At 65.4% G+C, this 18,366-nt stretch carries 17 protein-coding genes; 5 read left to right on the plus strand and 12 right to left on the minus strand.

Annotated elements, in window-relative coordinates:
- The first annotated feature begins 4 nt into the window (after positions 1-4).
- Complete coding sequence (locus tag K883_RS25515; RefSeq protein WP_036456351.1) at positions 5-1,792, plus strand: hypothetical protein; 1,788 nt, start codon at positions 5-7, stop codon at positions 1,790-1,792.
- A gap of 306 nt (positions 1,793-2,098) precedes the next feature.
- Here the strand turns inward: K883_RS25515 and K883_RS25520 are convergent, their stop codons facing one another.
- Together K883_RS25520 and K883_RS27760 are read right to left on the minus strand one after the other, a co-directional pair.
- Complete coding sequence (locus tag K883_RS25520; protein ID WP_036456353.1) at positions 2,099-2,689, minus strand: hypothetical protein; 591 nt, start codon at positions 2,687-2,689, stop codon at positions 2,099-2,101.
- Between the two features lie 47 nt (positions 2,690-2,736).
- The gene (locus K883_RS27760) at positions 2,737-3,660 is read right to left on the minus strand and encodes a DUF4333 domain-containing protein (RefSeq protein ID WP_255358990.1); all 924 of its coding nucleotides are present in this window, start codon (positions 3,658-3,660) and stop codon (positions 2,737-2,739) included.
- Between the two features lie 241 nt (positions 3,661-3,901).
- Here K883_RS27760 and K883_RS25530 point away from each other — a divergent pair, with 241 nt between their 5' ends.
- Positions 3,902-4,309 carry a hypothetical protein gene (locus tag K883_RS25530; protein WP_036456639.1) on the plus strand — a complete coding sequence of 136 codons (408 nt, stop codon included), beginning with the start codon at positions 3,902-3,904 and terminating at the stop codon, positions 4,307-4,309.
- A 105-nt stretch (positions 4,310-4,414) separates the two neighbouring features.
- On the opposite strand, the gene K883_RS27320 is transcribed toward K883_RS25530, so the two are convergent.
- The 3 genes from K883_RS27320 to K883_RS25540 form a co-directional block, all read right to left on the minus strand.
- Positions 4,415-5,278 carry a sensor domain-containing protein gene (locus K883_RS27320; protein ID WP_255358991.1) on the minus strand — a complete coding sequence of 288 codons (864 nt, stop codon included), beginning with the start codon at positions 5,276-5,278 and terminating at the stop codon, positions 4,415-4,417.
- The gene (locus K883_RS25535) at positions 5,229-6,494 is read right to left on the minus strand and encodes a serine/threonine-protein kinase (protein ID WP_081914425.1); all 1,266 of its coding nucleotides are present in this window, start codon (positions 6,492-6,494) and stop codon (positions 5,229-5,231) included. Before K883_RS25535 ends, K883_RS27320 begins: the two co-directional genes overlap by 50 nt.
- A 176-nt stretch (positions 6,495-6,670) precedes the next feature.
- Positions 6,671-7,150 (minus strand): hypothetical protein, encoded by a 480-nt coding sequence (locus K883_RS25540; protein WP_036456356.1) that lies wholly within the window; start codon positions 7,148-7,150, stop codon positions 6,671-6,673.
- Between the two features lie 131 nt (positions 7,151-7,281).
- Between K883_RS25540 and K883_RS25545 the strand changes: the two genes are divergently transcribed.
- Together K883_RS25545 and K883_RS25550 are read left to right on the plus strand one after the other, a co-directional pair.
- Positions 7,282-8,841, plus strand: a complete 1,560-nt coding sequence (locus K883_RS25545; protein ID WP_036456357.1) for a hypothetical protein — start codon at positions 7,282-7,284, stop codon at positions 8,839-8,841.
- A gap of 47 nt (positions 8,842-8,888) precedes the next feature.
- Entirely contained in the window at positions 8,889-9,359 is a 471-nt protein-coding gene (locus K883_RS25550) for a DIP1984 family protein (protein WP_036456359.1), read from the plus strand.
- A gap of 1,130 nt (positions 9,360-10,489) precedes the next feature.
- On the opposite strand, the gene K883_RS27765 is transcribed toward K883_RS25550, so the two are convergent.
- On the minus strand, positions 10,490-10,630 hold the full coding sequence (locus tag K883_RS27765) for a hypothetical protein (RefSeq protein WP_156035685.1): 141 nt from the start codon (positions 10,628-10,630) through the stop codon (positions 10,490-10,492).
- A gap of 161 nt (positions 10,631-10,791) precedes the next feature.
- On the opposite strand from K883_RS27765, the gene K883_RS27770 reads away from it, so the two are divergent.
- Positions 10,792-11,247 (plus strand): hypothetical protein, encoded by a 456-nt coding sequence (locus K883_RS27770; protein ID WP_156035687.1) that lies wholly within the window; start codon positions 10,792-10,794, stop codon positions 11,245-11,247.
- Between the two features lie 408 nt (positions 11,248-11,655).
- Here K883_RS27770 and K883_RS25555 read toward each other — a convergent pair whose 3' ends face one another.
- The 6 genes from K883_RS25555 to K883_RS25575 form a co-directional block, all read right to left on the minus strand.
- Positions 11,656-12,267, minus strand: coding sequence for a hypothetical protein (locus K883_RS25555; RefSeq protein ID WP_255358994.1), 612 nt, complete (start codon positions 12,265-12,267; stop codon positions 11,656-11,658).
- A 65-nt stretch (positions 12,268-12,332) separates the two neighbouring features.
- A complete protein-coding gene (locus K883_RS25560; RefSeq protein ID WP_255358995.1) occupies positions 12,333-12,989 on the minus strand; it encodes a hypothetical protein in 657 nt (218 codons plus the stop codon).
- A 62-nt stretch (positions 12,990-13,051) separates the two neighbouring features.
- Positions 13,052-16,216 carry a hypothetical protein gene (locus K883_RS25565; protein WP_369798938.1) on the minus strand — a complete coding sequence of 1,055 codons (3,165 nt, stop codon included), beginning with the start codon at positions 16,214-16,216 and terminating at the stop codon, positions 13,052-13,054.
- A gap of 41 nt (positions 16,217-16,257) precedes the next feature.
- Positions 16,258-16,650 carry a hypothetical protein gene (locus tag K883_RS25570; protein ID WP_036456366.1) on the minus strand — a complete coding sequence of 131 codons (393 nt, stop codon included), beginning with the start codon at positions 16,648-16,650 and terminating at the stop codon, positions 16,258-16,260.
- Between the two features lie 537 nt (positions 16,651-17,187).
- Positions 17,188-17,322, minus strand: a complete 135-nt coding sequence (locus K883_RS28460) for a hypothetical protein (protein WP_255358997.1) — start codon at positions 17,320-17,322, stop codon at positions 17,188-17,190.
- Between the two features lie 31 nt (positions 17,323-17,353).
- Positions 17,354-17,716, minus strand: coding sequence for a hypothetical protein (locus K883_RS25575; RefSeq protein ID WP_036456645.1), 363 nt, complete (start codon positions 17,714-17,716; stop codon positions 17,354-17,356).
- Positions 17,717-18,366 lie beyond the last annotated feature (650 nt).

Genomic DNA, 18,366 nt, shown 5'->3' on the forward strand with positions numbered 1-18,366 from the left:
CACGATGGGCGTCCACTACCGGTGGCAAATTCCTGAGGTGGTCCGCCAGCAACTGCGGCTCGCACATAGCCTGCGCGAGGATCTGGTCACCTTGCAACTGGCCTATGACGAAGACATCAAGGCGATCTGGTCGTCGTATCCGACGGTAGCGGCCGCTGAAGCTCACGTCGCGGCGACCGAAGCGGAGGCCATCGCGGCCAACGAGGCACTGAAGGCTGCCCGCTCCGCAGCCAGAGGCAAACGCGTGAACACCGCGATCACCGAGCGACTACACGACGCCAGGACCGCACTCAAAGCCGCACGCCACGCCCGCCGGGAAGCGATCGCCGACGTGAGGCAAGACGCCGCGCAGCGCCGCCGCGACTGCGGCGCACAACTGGCGGCCGAGCAGAAAGCCCTCTACCGCACCTACTGCCAACACGGCGACCCGACGCTGTTCTGGGCGACGTTCAACAGCGTCATGGACGAACATAAGGCGGCGGTGCGCCGAATCCAGCAACAGCGCGCCCAAGGCCGCCCAGCTGCGCTGCGCCACCACCGCTTTGACGGCACCGGCACCCTCGCGGTCCAACTGCAGCGAACCGCCGGCGCGCCGCCACGGACTCCGATGCTGCTCGCCGATCCCGCCGGGCGCTACCATAACGTCCTGCACCTGCCGTGGGTTGACCCCGACCAGTGGGCATCCATGACCCGCGCCGAGCAGCGCCACGCAGGACGCATTACGGTGCGGATGCGATGCGGATCCCTTGGGGGCCAACCACAGTGGATTGACTTGCCGGTCCAAGCCCACCGCTGGCTGCCCCAAGACGCCGATATCACCCGCGCCAAACTCACCGTCACCCGACTCGGCGCCGATCTGCGGGCGCGGCTTTCGATCACCGCGCGGCTCCCCCATCCGACTGTCCCCCGCCGCGGCGATCTCCCCACCCTGGCCATACATTTGGGCTGGCATGCCATCGATGGGGGTGTCGTGGTCGCGCATTGGCGCTCAGACCGACCAGTGGCGATCCCACCCGAACTGGCCGACGTGATCGTGCCCATCGTCGAGGGAATCTCGGGCCGCATCATCGCGCCCGGCTCCGTCGGGACCCGGCTAGAGCGCTACGCCGAGATCGCCTCGGCTCGTGATGCGGCATTGAACGACATCCGGGACCGGCTGAGCACGTGGCTTGCCGACCAGGGGCCGCGGCCGCATCCGATCCGGCCCGACGAACAGATCACCGCCGCCGATGCTGCGCGGTGGCGCTCCCCCGCTCGATTCGCCGCCCTCGCGCTCGCGTGGCGCGGCTCCGACCTCGAGATCGCCCAACCGCTTGAAGCGTGGCGGCGGGCCGACAAACTGTTATGGCAACAGCAAGCGCACGGCCGTGCACGAGCCCTCGGCCACCGCACGGACTTGTGGCGGCGGGTTGCAAGCGCGCTGGTCGGCCAGTGCGGGCGCCTAGTCGTCGATGACACCAATATCTCCGCCGTGATCCGAAACACCATGGAGCACACTAGGATTCCTGCCGACCTACAGCGCCAAATCGATCGCCGCCGCGATCATGCAGCGCCTGGCGCGCTGCGTTCGAGCATGGTCGCCGCAGCGACCCGCGACGGCGTCCCGGTGATAGTGGTGCCCGCTGCGGGGTTGAGCCGAATCCACGCCGGCTGTGGATATGAGAACCGGGTAGAGAGCCGACGGCGGCGCCGCAAGATCATTTGCGCCGGGTGCGGTCGCACCTATGACCCCGATCTTTCAGCGACGGCGCTGATGCTCGCTCGAGCGGCGCAACCACCGGTGCAGCCTTGACCCGCCGGCCTCGCGTGCCACTGGCTACAATGACTCACGAGGACTTCGCCCAGCGATCCGGGCCCAAAGGATCGACGGGTCATTCCACGGTTGCCCACGGACTGACAAACAGAGCCCAGCGATCCGGGCCCAAAGGATCGACTCCTTCTCCGGTTGGCAGGCACCCTGCACCGGATATCGCCCAGCGACGCGCTGCCGCGCATTTCAGAGGCGCGGAAGATTCCTGGTGTCCCGCGGTCAGATTCGTGCCGGATAGCGACGGCTCTCATTGCTGCTGTCGGTACCGCTGATCGTCGCGGCGCTCGGCTACGAGAGGTAGCGCCACATCGCGCACGTTTCCAGCAGCGGCTTAACCAAGTCCACAACCTCGCCGTAGGTCATGGAGACGTTTCGCATCATGCGGTTGCCGCCCAACTGGGGCAGGTAGGGCCGCGGCTCTGCGTCGTTGAGCCGGTCGAGCAGGGCACCGGCCATTTTTTCGACGACTGGCCAGGCTTGTTCTAGTTGGCCCGACCAGTACGGCTCGTTGTCGGGAATGCTTGGGACGGCCTGGATTAGACCTGCATAGCAGGCGCCGTCACTGTCAGCCCCGAAGTCGAATTTCTCAGCGACGGTCTGGCGAAATGACTTACCGTCTTCGTCCGTGTCGTCCACTGCGTGCGCTGGCTTACCCCACTGCAAGCGGGCCTCTGCCCAAGGGCCGGCGTAATAGATGAACGCGGCCTGCACCGGGTGATCGCTTGATATCAGTACCTTGCTGTTGCCCCCGGACGGACCTCCGTCGATCGTGGCCATGGTGACGGCTATCCGGTCATCAAGTAGCCCGTTGTTCGCAGTCATCAGCGCAGCGACGGTGTGGGCCGCCTCGTGGTGCGCGACCGCAGTCTTATCGGCCATGCCGCGCAGACTACAGACACATACGGTCGGCCCCGGGAGCCGACGGGTTAGTCGGGTCGGCCCACTTCGTAGTTGCCGTTGTTGTCCAAGAACGTCACGGTGACCTGGCGAGGGGTGCCGTCGACGCTAACGCGGCAGGTGAAACTGGCGCCCTGCTTCACAGGAACATTCGCGCCGTCATTGCATTTGACGTCGGAAACGTTCTTGTCGCCGTAGCCGGTGACCTCGTCGGTCAGTACGCGTTGGACCTCGGCTTCGGCAGCCCCGATGTCGAGTTTCTTGGTGGTTAGGAAGCTGGGCTTGGACAAACCGATAGCCACGCCCGTCGCCAGGAGCGCGCCAGCCAGTCCCAGGCCACCCCACAGCAGGGCCTTGGACCGTTGAGGGCGCCTGGGGCGTGCGGGTGCAACCGGGCCGTAGGGCGCGGCGGCGTAAGGCCCGGGCGGCGGGAAGCTGTACTGGCTGGCCGGCCCATAGTGCAGTGGTTGGGGAACGAAACCCGGCTGGGGAACCGCCGGTGCTGATGCGTTCTGGGGCGCAGCAGGCGGATAGCCCGGTGCAGGGGCAGGCCTCGGATGCAGCGGCGGCGCCGCCGTTGGCGGAGGCCCAGATGGCGGGCTGGCTTCCTGGTTCGGGATCGGCTGCCAGTTCCCACGTTGTCCGTACTGTCCATCGGAAGCGGCCTGGAAAGGCCTACCTCGTCGACTGTCATCTGCGACGTCGGCGTCTTCACTGCGTAGCGGCTCGAGCGACGGGGGCGCCACCATGGTGCGCTCAGGGTCGTCAACCAACTGCTGAGGGTTGGGCACCACGACGGTGCGTTCTTCGTCGTCGTGCGAGTGCCCGCGGGGCACGACCACCGTGCGCTCCGGATCATCATGCGGTGCGACCAGGCGGGATTCTTCGCCGCCTTCTCGCGCCAATGACCCCGAGGCGTTGGTGGTCTCCCCGTCCTCCGGACTGTTCATCATCACTCCCTCGCCTGGCTCATGATGTTACGCAAAGGTGCGTCGCGCAGCTCCTTGCCGGGCAAGGTCGAGGAGAAGCGGGAGGTGCCGGGATCCGCGGCTGCCGTCCTCTCACCGGTCGTCGCCGCATGCGGCGATCGCGCTCGCGACCCGCGTCGGGCCGCGGCCACCCCGACATATGGCCGTCCCTGGTGTGCTCAAATACGGGTATGTGGGGACGATTCCGCTGAGCAAGGGCGACTCCATGGATCCCTACGAGCAGGCGCTACTTTGGACGCAGGCCCAGCTGGGCATCGTCGTCACTGTTGAGGAACGGATGCACCTGGTCGCGATCAGCGATCACGTCGTAACCGATTGCATCGGCAAGCAAGTCGAAACGCTCACCGCTCGTGGCGGCGTGGTGTTTTGGTTCGGCCATGCCGGCCGAAATGCGCCGGTTAATCGCATGGCGACACTCAATCTCTTTGCAGCTGCGACGATGTCGGCATTCACCCTGCCCTTGCTGCGTGGCCCCGTCTTGATCACGGGGGCCGATCCGCGCGGCAACCCGAGCGGGCTTTCAGGCTCTCAATTCCAGCTCCTGAAATCCGGGCCGGGCGCGAACTGGCGGCAAAGACTCATCTTCCGGCTTCGTGAGCGCCGGATGGATTGACCTATCCGCTCGGGCAAGGTCAGGCCGGGCTTTCGGCTGGTTGCCGATCGGGGCCCACGCACCGGCCGATTCCCAGATGAAGTTGCACTAGTACGGCTGCAGCAGTTACGGCTTGACGCTTCCCAGCATTGCAGTGGCCACCCGTTTGGCATCGGGGATAGCCCATGCAGGATCCCGCGGCCATCCCTGAGCGGGGTCGTAGTTTGAAGCGATCTTCGGGACCTGGCAGCTGCGCGTTTCGACGATGACGTTCCCGTGGGATCCCATTGCCTGCTGGCATGCATCTGGCCCGTTCTCCCCACTATTTGTGGCCATGGAAACGGTGATGAGGTCTCCTTGCCGCTGCACTGGGCCCAAGACATAACCGGCGCCGTTCTCGAAGCCCAGGGAGGCATCGACTTCACTTTTCGCACAGGTATTCCATTGCGCCTGCGACGAATTCAAGAAATTCTGAGCGTCTTTCACGGAGGGATACACCGCTGCGGTTTGTTCGATGAGGTGCGGGCCCGGCGAACCGAGGTACACGTGACCAATGGTTTGAGTTTTGATTTCGGTGGGCTGGGAGGGGGCATAGACGTCATGCTCACCGGTGAACACCACGCCAACACATGATCGCGGCGTGACTTGGCTTGAATGATCCGACATCCCGTACGACGACGATTCAATGGCAAGGCCGCCGCCCCCATCACCGGCGGGAGTGCCGGCGACGGTCACTCCGAGCACCTTGCTTAGCTGGTCAGCAGTCAGCAAGACTTGATCGATCGCAGGCGAGAACAACGGCTGCGTTGGTGACGTCGGCGACCCACTGACTGATCCGACGCGATCAGATCCATCGAGGAGCATCACGCCGTTCACCACCACCACTTTGAGCCAACGGGTTTCGGTGCTGGACGTGCCGTCTGGTCGGACGTACTTGATTTCAGCAACCACGCTGCTGGCGTCGCGGGGGCTGACCGAAAGAACCGTCACCCTGTATTGTCGCCCAGAAATCAACGAATTCACGTTGCCCTGTTTGGTTTTGGTACTGGCTATCGAGTTTTTCCCACGCGTCTGTGGGATGAGCTGGGAGCTCCCCGTAATAGCTGGTGACGAAATCCCGCATGCTCTCGAACGTGACCGGTGACGCAGCCGGCGCCGCGGTAGTTGGGGTGCTCCGCGCCGATTGGTCGTGCGAGGATTGCCGCATCAGCAGCGCGGCCGCGCTGATTGAAGCGCCCACAAGAACAGCGACGGTGACGGCTACGGCTACCCGCCGTCGCCGCGATGGCCCGGCCTCGGCATCGACCGAAGGGGTAGCCCGCGGCGCTGACACGGTAGGAGTCGACGGTGTTGAGGCACTGGCAGAATCGAGTTGTTCGGCCAGGGCGTTCACAAAATCGGAGCAACGTTCGAAGCGGTCTTCGGGACGTTTGGCGAGACCGACGGCCAGCACGGGGTCGAATCTGGCAAGTGCCGGTCGCACGTCAGCCAAAGCTGGTGGAGGCACATTGAGGTGACGGCTGATGACGACCGCGGGGTTTGAATTGTGGAAGAGCTGCGAGCCGCAGAACAAATGGTAAGCCGTGGCAGCCAGTGCGTATTGGTCCGCACGGCCATCGAGGTCTTCGCCGAGTAACTGCTCCGGTGCACAGTAGGCCACCGTGCCCACCGTCATGTTGGTCTTCGTCAGCCCGCTGATGTCGTTGATGTTACGAGCTATCCCGAAGTCGGTCAGCAGGATTCGTTGCTCACCCTTGTCGTCGAGATGGGTGAGCATGATGTTGGCTGGCTTGACGTCTCGGTGAAGCAAAGCTTGCTTGTGGGCGTGGTCTAGCGCGCTGGCGACGCCGCTGACGATGCGGACGACGTCTTCGGGGGGCATTCCAGCGGGGTATCGATCGGCCAGGAGCCGGGCAGCGTCCAGTCCGTCGACGAAGTCCATCGAGATCCAGAGTTGACCGTCTTCTTCCCCGCGGTCGTGGACACCGACGATGTGGGGGTGCCACAGCGTCGACGCGAGATCGGCTTCGCGGTTGAAGCGGGCCCGGAATTCGTCGTCGGCCGACCACTCGCGAGGTAGCAGCTTGAGGGCATCTCGGCGCGGTAACCGTGGGTGTTGGGCGAGATACACCTCGCCCATTCCGCCCGACCCAAGCAAGCGAACGATGGTATACCCGGCGAACGACTGGCCGGTCGTCAATGGCATAGCGTTGACGTCCTCCCCGCAGTCATTGCGGGCCGGCCAGCTGTGGTTTCACGGCTCCTGAGAGTAATGAGCCGCCATCGGTCCCGACGGGAAAATCCAAGAACTGAGCACGCGGGAACTCCGTGGCTCAGCTCGCGGCTGTCGGTGACCGAGGTCCGACCGCTGCGAAAAACGGTTCACGCCGGCGCGTCAGAGCGGCTGTTGAGGTAAGTCGCGGTGGCCACCAGCACGGTGTAGCTGGCGATGTTCACCGAAACCAGCAACGCAACAGGGGCTCCGTGGAACGCCGCCGTCAGCGCGAGAGTAAGGCCGTAGCTGGTGCCGCCGGATAGCGCCAGGCCGATCAGCCAGCCCAGTGCCTGATTTGAGGGGGATCCGACCGCCACCACTAGCAGTTCCGACAGGTGGGGGTGGCGGTCTAGGAAGGCTTGGGCCGCACCAGTTCTGCGCCCGTTTTGGACTGCGGTTCGTCGTTGCCGTTCCCAGGAGGCGGCCAGGTGTATGCCGGCCGCGAAAAACAGCAGTGCCCCGGCGCCGGCTGCGATTACCGCTGCTGTCGGTACAGAGGCGTGCTGGCGATCGGGGCCGAAGAGGGCATCGAGGGCCGTGAACGCGAGCACGTAGAGCGGCATCAACCAGATCAGCGCGCGGGTCATGACCAGGTAACGGCAAGAGCCGTGGCTTGAGTTCTGGTCTGCATTCGTCCACATCTAACACAGTTGTGTGCCATTTCAGCGCGCCTTGAGCCTTGCGCCAATGACAGCCGAGGCGTGTCAGAATCCGGGCTGTGCCGGATTGGACTTATGTGCCGCTTCGTCGGCCTGCGGCGTGGTTGCTCGGTGAGCGCCGCAGCCAGGTTTGGGCACTGCGGTTGCTCGCTGCATTGATCCGCTACACCGGCGGGCGACGCTGGATTCCTCTGGTGTTCGATCACCCAGCTGTGCCGGCGCGCTGGGCCGGCCGGTTCGGCGCCTCGGTCCCACCCCGGATCGCGTGGGAGGCCATCGCGGTTCTTCCTGTGCAAGGCGCCTCAATAATTGAGATCAACCCGGTCGGTGTCGATGACGTCGCGACCGTGCGTCGCGCGGCGGCCGACCGCCGGTGCCGGGTCACCGCGGTGGCCGACAACGCGCAAACATGTGCAGCGATCGCCGGCGACGTCGACGCCGTCAGCGTCGGCGATCCGGACGGCCCCATTGTGAGGCTGAGCGCCGCGGATCTGGCGCCGGCGGTGTCTGCGCTCACCGATGCGTCGACGACGGTGCTGGCCCGGCCCTCAGTGCTACTCGAGGCAGGGCCGGGCTGGTTCAACCGGGTAATTGAAGCGGCCACCCCCACCTCGCCGATGCCGTCGTCGCGCTGCAGCCTCGCCGCCGGTCCGCGCCGCTGGCCCAATTGGTTCTGGGCCTCGCTGACCGGGCTGGGGTTGATCGTGGCCGGCTTCGGTGCGGGCGTGATCGCGTTGGGCCCAGTGCTACTGGGCTATGACCGCGCCTATCTGGGTGCAACGGTAGCCGATCTGCATCGGCTCAACCCACATCTGGTCGGCTTTTTGCAGCATGATCGAATCACCATGGCCGCCAACATGATCGGCATCGGTATCCTCTATCTCGGCGCGGCTGCGGCGATGCGCCAAGGCCACCGGTGGGCGCGTCGTGTACTGCTGATTTCGGGTGTAGTCGTCTTCGGCAGCTACTTCTATTTCCTTGGCACCGGCGGGTTCGTGGAACCGTTGCACACGGTGGTCGTCGTCGTGTTGTTCCCGACGCTGGTGATGGCGGTGTGCCGGCGGCCGACCGGGGCGCATTGGCCGCCGCTGGTCGAAGGGCCTGAGGCGCAGCGCCGCCGGGCGCTATTCGGGCAGCTGTTGATGGTCGGCGTCGGCGCAGGCCTAACGGTGGCCGGCGTGGTCATCTCCGTCGTCGGATTCACCTCTGTGTTCGTGCCCACCGACCTCGGCTTCATGGGCACCTGCGCCCATCATCTGCAGGCGGCTGACGCGCATCTGCTGCCGTTCATCGCCCATGATCGGGCGGGCTTCGGCGGCGCCCTGATCGGGGCGGGGCTGGCGGTCCTGTTGATCAGCATGTGGGGTTGGCGCCGGGGCCAGCGCGCGGTGTGGTGGACTCTGCTGTTGGGATGTGCGTGCGCAACCGCGCCGGTCCTTATCGTCCACTTCGCCATCGGCTACACCGATTTCATGCACCTGCTGCCGGTCTACGTTCTCGTCGCCGCGGCTAGCGTGGCGCTCGCCTTGTCGAAGAGCTACCTGACCGCGCGGCAGGATCTCGAATCGACCAATCCGGTTGAGGGCACCGCGCGCAGCCGAAAAGGCGTTGCCGGCTAACCGGTGCTGGACCATCATGGTTGGGCAAACTGTGTGAAGGAGTAGCTGTGAAATTGGCAGAGGCGTTGTCGCTGCGGGCGGATTCGGTCCGCAAGATCGAACAGTTGCGCACCCGCATCGTGAGCAACGCCCGCTACCAGGAGGGCGAAGAACCAGCCGAGGATGCTGCCGCCTTGCTCGCCGAAGTCGACGGCGTCATCGACGAGTACCAAATCCTCATCCAGCGGATCAACCGTACGAACGCCGCCACGACGATCGGCTCGGACGGCACGCTGACCGACGCGTTGGGCCGCCGCGACGCGCTGCGGTGGCGCCACCATGTTCTGACCAGCGCAGCGGACGCGGCCGCCGGGAAGAATCAGCAGGGCTACACGCGGCAATTGCGCTCAGAGCTCAAGATGCTGTCTGCGGTGGCGGTCGCTGATCTGCGGGCCCGGGCCGATCAGGTTGCCCGCGACCTCCGTGAGCTCGACGTGCGGATCCAACGATCGAACTGGGAGGTCGACCTACAGGAGTGACAGGACCCCGAGGTGTAGCAGGTAGTCGTCGCGGAGGCGTGCACAAGCCTTGACCGGCGGGCCAAGCCCGGTCTCTGCTGGCGCACGAAGGGCAGTGCGGGGGATTCGATTTCCCCTTTCACATCGCAGCCCAGCATCGCGCACAGGTGACAGGGCACGGCACACAGCACATCACCACGTGCAGATCCGGGACGATGAGGGTGGGCATGGGGCATACACCTCGCGGTAGGCCGCCACCAGGGTCTCGCAGAACACTCTCGTCGAGGCGCAGAACACGCCAGCCGCTCGTGGCATGTCGTGCCCGCGAACAGGATTGGGCCTGCCGTGGCCTCAGTTCTTAGTGAGGGTTGCTGGGACCACGGCGACACCCGGAGGCTGCGCGCACGGTAAGGAGTTGGTGGCGGTCCCCGTCAATGTTTGGGCGTCAAGCGAGTAGCTGATGATGGAGGGCTCCGCGGCGCAGTCGGCGGGCAGTTTCCGCGTTGCCTGCCATGTGTGTTCGACAAGGTGTAACTCAGCCGTCCAGCCCAGTGAGGACTGCACATGAGCGCAACCAGGCCCGCATGCATTGATCTCCCAGACCGTCTTGGACACGACGCCTCCCGCGCGTGGCTGACCGTCAACGGTGAGTCGCGCGCCGTCAGTGGTGAACGTGTAGCTTCCGTTCAGCGCTGGTATGGGCTCCTTGGTGGATGGCGCCAGGGTCGGCGCCGACGACGAAGGCTGGGACGAACATGCGGTCAAGCAGACCGCGGCGAATGCGGCCCACCCCCACCGTGGCCCGCTGGCAATGCGCATCGAAAGCTCTTTCCGGGCAGGGAGTTTGACCGACGAGCCGAGCCTATCGCACAGCTGTTGGGTCGGAAGGGTCATGCACCATCCAGATCGGGTCAAACCCTGAGACGCTTGCCCGCTCAGGGAGCCAACCATGCGGATCACGACCACGAGCCCAAGTGGCTTTTCGAAGACCACACGCGAAAAAATTCCTCAGCGCGCAGCGCGTGGGATCCGACGGCGTCACCCGCGAATCCACCGGTGCGGCCGGATGCATCCCGCCGCCCACGGGCGACAGTCTGACCTACGCCAACAACGTGGTCCAGCACCTGCGCAGTCGATACCGCCAGCACGCGCTACACCAGCAACCACAGCGACGGCACCAGCACCACCAAGAGCTTCGTGTCGTCATGAAACTCGGCTACTTTGATTGCTGCAAGATTCACGCGTCTTGAGAGATCGAGGTCGAAGGGTGTCGCAGCCGAACCCGCAGCCACTACCGGGCGGTTATCCTCCTATCGCCGGGGGCGCGAGACCCGGTTATCTGCCGCCAGCGTCGCCGGGTTATCCAGCGCCCTCAAGCTCGGCTCCGGCGGCATATCCACCGCCGCCAGTGGAGCCGACGTTTCAGGTGCGCACGTTCAAACACACTGGCGCTGTGATGTTGTGGCTGAATCAGCCGTGCATCACCACCGGCAGCTATGCGCAGTGCGAGGCCGCGATCGATGCTGCTCAACAGCACTGCATGCTGGCCGGTTGGTGGAGCATGGGCTCGCTGGTGTGGAATCCGATCTCGTTGGCGCGAAACGCGCGCGCCCGCACGGTGCTGCGCCGCCAAGCCGGTCAAGCGCACGACTACGCGCTATGGTGGGCGACTTACCAAGCGGGGGGCCGCCACATCCATGTATGGGCGCCTCCACCCACCCGTCCGGCATACACCAAATGGTGGATGTGGCTGCCGCTCATTATGATTCCACTGATTGTCGCACTGATTGTGGCCATAGCAACCAGCAGAGAAAGCCACCACAGCCCCACCACGCCCACTCAGAATCCTTTGACAACAATCACGTTGCCCACGTTGGCGCCCAAAGCTACGCAGTCCGCTTCGCGCTGACCTCCGGGCGAGCAAGACACTGGTTCAGGCTGCGCCCACTCGTCGTCGACGGCGTCGTTGTCGCCTGTATGCACGGCGGGTCAAACGCCAGTTCGGGCAGTCGGGAAGCCACTGAGCATCGGGCTCGGGTCGATAGGGATCTGCCAGCCTGTATGCCTCGGGCGTGACGACAGCACCGGCGTGATGCTGGCGTTCACTGACGGCCACCGCCACCGCCGTTGAGCGCGGCGCGGGGCATCCGGCATGTGGTGTGACGGGGGGCGCCGTCCATGGTGGCAAGTCGATCGCCGGTGAGTCGATCGAGCTCGGACGCCGGATGCCGAAAAGGGGCTGGCTCAGGGCTTGGGCGGAGGCGCGTTTGATTCGAGTCCGCGCGGCGATGCGCCTGAACAGGGCCACTTGTGAAGCCTAACCGGGGCTCTGGTCGGAGGCCGGGTGCACTATTCCCAGGTCAGCAGCCAGCGTGGCGAGGTCGACCGGGGGCGCGTCTGCCATCCAGGCTTGTGTGCGCCCGGCAGCAAGATAGCGCGGTGCGGGGTGGACTCGCCATGCTTGTTGACGGACCATCACAGCGTGGGCCAGGACTTGGGCGTGGAATCGTGTCGGCACCGTCCGGCTGGCCACTAGCGTTCCCCGGCGTCGCAGTTCCCCTAATGCCCGTGTGCTGGCGTTGGTGACGGCGACTTGCAGCCAGGGCTTGGCGTGAATGGCGATGATGGCCACGGTGTGCGGGTCGAGCCAGCCTTGTTCGCGCCAGGCCGGCAGGATTGCGCTCTCGTCGTCGATCGATGCGAGCGCATTGAGCGCGTATCGATACTGCTGGTCGTTGCGCCGCTCGACATCGGCGGGACCGCGTTGCAGTTGGGCGATCCGATGTTTAGGGATCGCCACACGCCAAGATGGCGAGTGTCGCTTGGAGATCCAGCGGCGAACGGTGGAGGGTGTGACACCGGCATACGCGGCGACCGCCGCCGCGTCGACGGTGTTCCGGGGGGTGGCGCCGTAACAGTCGAGCAGCATGTCGATGAGTCTTTTGCGGCTCCACCGGGGGCCAGCGTTGGGTCGTATTGCTTTGGCTTGCAGGCTCATTCGGGGGTACCGATACCGAAATCGTCGATAGTGACGAAGTCCCAGCCAGCGACGTACTTGTCGTCGAAGAACTCTTTCATCCACTTTCGAAGGCCCTCATCGCCGCCGTCCTCATAAGCCCGCAACAGGGCCTCGATCTCCTCGGGACTGATGTCGTTGGCCACGCGGCGATCGCGCGCATACCCTTGGTCGTAGCCGCCCACGCCTTGCTCACCGCTGACCCAGATTTTGCTGCCGGTGCGAAGCGCCTGCTTGCCTTGTGTGCTGCTGCGGAAGTCCGCCGTGGCTCCCCGCCGGCCCCGTTTGGTGGTCGTGACGCGCCGCGCCGCTGCCCGGATCGACGCCAGTCGTCCCTTAGACGGTTGTTGGGTGCCAGCGGCCCAGCGCCGCACGGTGCCCTGGGACACGCCGAGTGATTGCGCGGCGGCTCTGGCGTTGACCGCCCCACCACGCGGGCCCCGGCCGAACACTGCCTGCAACATGCCCCGCATGCTGCCGCCCTCTGCGGAGTCGGCCTCACGCAGGCCTGAAATCCGCCGCAAGAACGTGTTGCTTTGCGCTGCTTGTGCTTGCCGGATCGCCTGGCGGACATCGCGTTTGGATACACCCAAGCCCCGTGCAGCGCGGTCGACGTCGACCGTTCCGTTAGCCACCGAGCCGTACCCCGCCAGGTCGCTGGCGTTGATTCGGCTGCGTCGTCTGCCTCTGCGCGCCATCAGCGGCTGCCCTCAGAGTCGGTGAGCAGATTGGCGCGCCAGGCACGGGCGGGGATCAAGTCCTGTTTGCCGCGGTAGTCACGTCCGTTGAGGTGCTCGAGGTGCTCGTCGAGCAGCCCGGAGCCTTCCGGCTTGTACTGCCCGAAGCCGCGGCCAAACGACTTTGGTCCCCCGGGCCAGGCTGTCACTGGATCCGGATCATCGGAGGCGTAGAGGACCGTGTCGGTGGCCACCGCCAAGGGCCACTGCCCCGTCTTCTCACCGATTTGGTGTAGCCGGTAGACGATGTTGGCCTTGGCCTTGGCAATCACGTGCAGCCGGCGTTCGGGGCTGTAGGCGGGTTTGCCTTTGAGGTGCTCATCGGAGCCGATGATGCCGATCCCGTGGGTGCGGATGATTTTGGCTTGATCACGCGCGGCTTGAGCGTCGGGATCGTCGAGGTCCAGCATTGCACTGGCGTCGCGGAATCGTTCGTACCAGCCGAGCAATACTCGGCCGTGTCGCGCCCAGAGCCATGCTTCCAGGATTTGTGGTTGGTAGCCGACCTCGATAGCGCGCTCCAACGTCGGGGTGCACACCCACTTGGGGCCGGTGAACTGCAGTCCTCTCGGGTTGAGGAGATAGGGCAGCCGCCAGTCGGTGGTTTCCGGGATATTGACTAGCCAGTAGCCCGGTGTCTTGGCGTTAAATGGCGCCCCGTCGGGGTGGTGGACCGGGTTGCCGATGGGCAATTCCAGACCGGCGATGCCGGCCACATAGGAGCCGCCGCGGTCATAGGCGTGGATGTAGCGGCGTTGGCGTTCCTCGCTGGTGGGAGGGCGTGACCAATTGAAATCCGATTCCACATCTCCGATGCCGAACGGTGGAGCGGTTGTCGACGGCGCGAAGACGACGTCGCGCCACTCCTGTGGCGACCACGTCTTGGTTCTGGTCTGCAACATCAAGTCCACCGCGGTGACACCGGCGTTGATTTTCCACGGGAACCGCAACGCGTCGGCCAGTAGCTGCAGCCGCTTGGCGATCTGAGCTGGGGTCGGTTCGTCGGACAGGATCGGCATCTCATCCGTGCTGGTGCCCATCCCGGGGATGAGTGCGATCATCACACCGCGTTTGTCGTCTCGATAGACGCGGGTCCAGGTGCCCAGCCGGTGAGCGTTAGGGTCCTCCCCCGACCCGCCGAGGCTCCATCCTTCGTTGACAGCGCCGGTGACGAAGTCGATGTTTTCGGTGAGTTGGCGCAGCGACTTGGCGCGATCTCGGCGACTGATGGCCTCGACGTCGATTCCGAATTCCTGGCATGCCGCTTCGGTGATCCAGATTTGGCCTGGCTCACTGTATTTCGCGGTGAGGCGGTACCCGAGATGGTGCGTGTAGGCGAGCTCGGCGGCCTGGCCGACGTGCACGGTCGGCGTGGCGAGTTCGATCCGGGTGCCATCGGCGAGCCAGAGCCCGTCGGTGTGTAGGACCGCGGCCGGTGCGCCGCCAGCTACGGTTCTGTTCGAGGCGCGGCCAGATTGGGTCCCGGCGGTCGCCGGCGCCGGCGCCGAATCGTTGTTGGCTTCTGATCCTTCGGATGCCGGCGCCGCTTCGTCGAGGGCCCTCTGGTCAGCATCCACAGAAGGGGTTTCCGATGCCGGGCTCCCCACAGCCCGTGTATTGCTGGCTTCCGCTTCGGGCGCGACGGCGACAGGCGCTCGTTGGTCGGGTCCCTCGAGCGCAGCGCTCAGTGCAGCGGCGACCTCGGCGGTGTTCTCCGCGGTCAGGATGTCAAGGATGAGCTCGTCGGTCACCGGCGCCCGGTGGGTCACCATCATGCGTCCCAGTCGGGAATGGGTGTCGGACAGATCAATTGGCTCACCAGTCGCTTCGTCGCGGCCAGTCGCATAGATCATCGCGGCATCGCGCGCATACAGCGGCCACAGCCGGTATTCGCGCGAGATCCGCATCGCTGCTCGGCGGCCGCGGAATCGGACACGCGCGGCGATCGCCGCGGCCCACGCTGGCTGGAAGTGCTGGCGCCACGCTGGATCAGCCCACGGTTCGGGGTTGGCCAGGGCCTGCAGATACTCCGCGGCGGCCGACTCGACGAGCGCCCGTAGTGGCGCATCGTTGGCGAACTCTTCCCGGGCTTCGCGCAGCCGCGTCGACCACGCTTCCAGCAGGCGACTGTGTTGGGGCCACACGATCGCCTGCTCGATGCCGAGTCCAGTCGCGGGCAGCGCGGCGCCGCCGTCCCGGACGTCTTTGGCCAGCCCGTCGAGATCCTCGGTGGTCACCCAGGCGGGGGTTGGCGCATCCAGGCTCATCTGTGGGTGCGGCGGCGGCAGCATCTGGGGCAACTGCAAGTCACCAGCCGCTGGGAGCGTGACGCGCCACAATCCGAACGGCCGCTTCTGTGCGGCGCCGGCTGCAGCTGCAGTTATGCCGTCGAGTACCTGCGGTTGGCCGTATCCGAACGTTAACGTTCCCGCGGCCGCCAGCTGTGGGCATTCCTGGGCCAGCCACACCAGCTGATCGCTGTGCTCGAACTCATCTTCGACCTCTGAAGCGGGCGCGCACCACGGCGGCTGAATGCGGATCTCGGCCATCACGTGCGCCGGCAGCACTCCAGGTCTGGACACGATGGCCCCCCGTCGTCCGGCGCGGGCCCGCATGATGCGGTCATTGATCGCCGCCGCCGAGGCCGCTGCGCTGCCTGCGGGCAGTGCTCCCAGCACGGACGACCACCGCTGCAGGCGGCGCCCCAATTCGACCGCGTCCTCGACCAAATCGTCGCGCTCACCGACTAACCAGGGATGCAGCTCGGCCACGATCTCGACCGAAACACGTTGCGCACCAACTCCCCGAGCCAGCACGACCGTGTGACCCTTACCGTGACGCAGCTCCCAGCCGCGCCCTACCAGCGGCGCCAACGACTGCCCAAGCTGCTCGACCAGTCCGGAATCCCCCACGTCGGGGTCGGGGGTAATCAATTGACGACAACCCGCACCAACCACCCATATCCGGGCGGGATCAACATCGGCATCGCCCGCGGGCAGCGACTGCAGTAGGCCACGGCTGTCGTGCGCCCACTCGATCAATTTCGCGAGCTTGTGGATGGAGTCCACCGGCCCGGTAAGTACGTCGCCGCTGACCGTGAACGCACCCGCGCCGGTCACAATCACGACGTGACGCTCAACGACTTGCGACGCTGTGCTTGCATCCGTCATAAGCGGCCTTCGGACGCACGCGCGGCCAGGTAGGGACGGATGCGCGCGCTGGCCCCCTGCTGGGTCATGCCGAGGACCGCGCCGACTTCGGTGTATGTGGCGCCGGCCGCGATCGCCGCTGCCGCAGCCGGCCGCTCATCCAGGCCAGCGGCCCGCAAAAGCGCAGCGCGGGTCAGTTGCACCGCCTTGGTCTCGGCCGAGGTGGCCCGCTCTACAGCTTTGACCAGCCGTGCACGCTGCGCGGGCGTAACTTTGCGCCGGGCTACGCGCCGCAGCCACACGTCCACTGCGGCCGCCAAAGATGAATCAGCCATCTTCGAGGCAAAACTGGTTGATTCCCGTTGTGCAGCAGCCTGAATCAACGCGACAGTCGGATCGGTGGCAGTCATGGACGCCTGCGCTCAGCAGCTACGGTCAACACGTGTGCGATGCTATCGACCACCAGCGACACCTACAAGCAATCGTTGTGTCACTCCACAAGCTCCCCTTGTGATGCAGCACTTGGGGCCCCTGGCATGAAGCCGTGCTTGAGCATTTGCCTTCACCCCGTGCGGTGGCGCCACATCGTGTGCCGACCAACTGTGCCCGCCCGGATGATTTCGCCGCGCTTCTCTAGGATCTGCAGATGGTGATAGATGCGCTCGTGAATAACATCAGCGCCTAAACCTGTTGAGAGACAACGCCGTAGGTCGGCTGTACTCATTGCCCCAGCTGCTTGGGTCAGGACGGTCAGCAGCCCTTGACGTACTGCTTCTGGCGGCGGATTGGTCATATGATGACCTGATGAGTGGCCTGCGCCGGACTCGCCGGGGCTGGGAGGAAGCCCCGCCTCCACAGCAGTGTCCCAACGGCCATGGGATGCGCGGTGGCGGCCGTGTCCTGGTGGGCAGCCAGCAGTGTTCCTGCGGGACTATTCATCGCAGTTTTCACTGCCGCGAATGCTCGACCACGGTGTACAGGCCGACGCCGGGTCCGCGGTGCCGGTTCAGCAATTTCGACGGGCGCGCCAGTGCAACCAACGGTGCATAGAACGCGCCGGCGTTCCTCTGCACTCGACCCATCAGCACCGCTCCCCCATTGAGTTCAGCATCGTCAGTAAGTGATCGGGCCATCGGAGTTGTCCGCACTGGTGTCGCTTTCCATCGCGGCGTCCAAGGCCGCCCACCCTGTGTCGGACAGCCGGCCTCTGCCATTGCCCGCCACAAGCATCGCTGCGGCCACGTCGGCCGCAGTATCGCGATGGCTGGTGAACATGTAATCGAGGTTGGGTTCTGCCACGCGCACACTTCTCGGCAAGCTGCCGGCAAGGACCTCCCGCACGATAGCGACCAGGGCGGGTTCACCACCAAGTAGGCCGCCGGCGATCCCCCCGGGCGGCCCCGATGAGCGCCGCTCGAGCGCACTCCACGAGACGACCCCTCGGGAGGTGCTGAACGTGATGATGGTGGGGACCATGTTGGGTTGCTCCTCGGTGCGCCGCATCAGTGCGCCGCGGGCGTGCGCACACCGGCATCGAAACCAGGCTGCCGGGGTTTGCCGTCTGAGTTGTTCGCCCAGTGCTTACCTGACGCGGGCACAGCGGACTGTCCGCCGGCCAAATGCGAATCCTCTCGTTGCACTGCTCTACTATCGGCGCTCCGAGCGACATCACCCACTCAACGGTCTCGTTCCCCTCGTAACCGGGAAACGACGAATCGTCGCAGTGTCGCGGTGGGGCAATACAGTTCGGCTAACAGTTGCTTGACCCCTGTGACGCACAAGACATAGTTAGCCGGGTTAATTATTTCGTCCGCGCGGGTAGACCGGTCGGTATGAACGCGAAACTTTCGAAGCTCACACCAGTTCTGTTCGCCGGTGTCGCTGCCGCAGGAATCGCAGTTACACCCCCCGCTTTCGCCGATCCGGCACCACCGCCGCCGGCCCCTCCGGCTCCTGGCTGCTACAACCCCGACGGCACGCCCTGCACGCCGTCGGCGGGCCCGCAGGGAGCCGGTGCCGAGATTCCAGGCGGCCCAGGGGCCCTGGCGCGCTCCGATGGCCAGGTGTGGGCCGGTATCCCCGACGGCCCGTGGGCTAAAGCGGGGCCAGGCGGAGGAATCGCGTGC

Source organism: Mycobacterium sp. TKK-01-0059 (assembly GCF_000709305.1).
Lineage (GTDB): Bacteria > Actinomycetota > Actinomycetes > Mycobacteriales > Mycobacteriaceae > Mycobacterium > Mycobacterium intracellulare.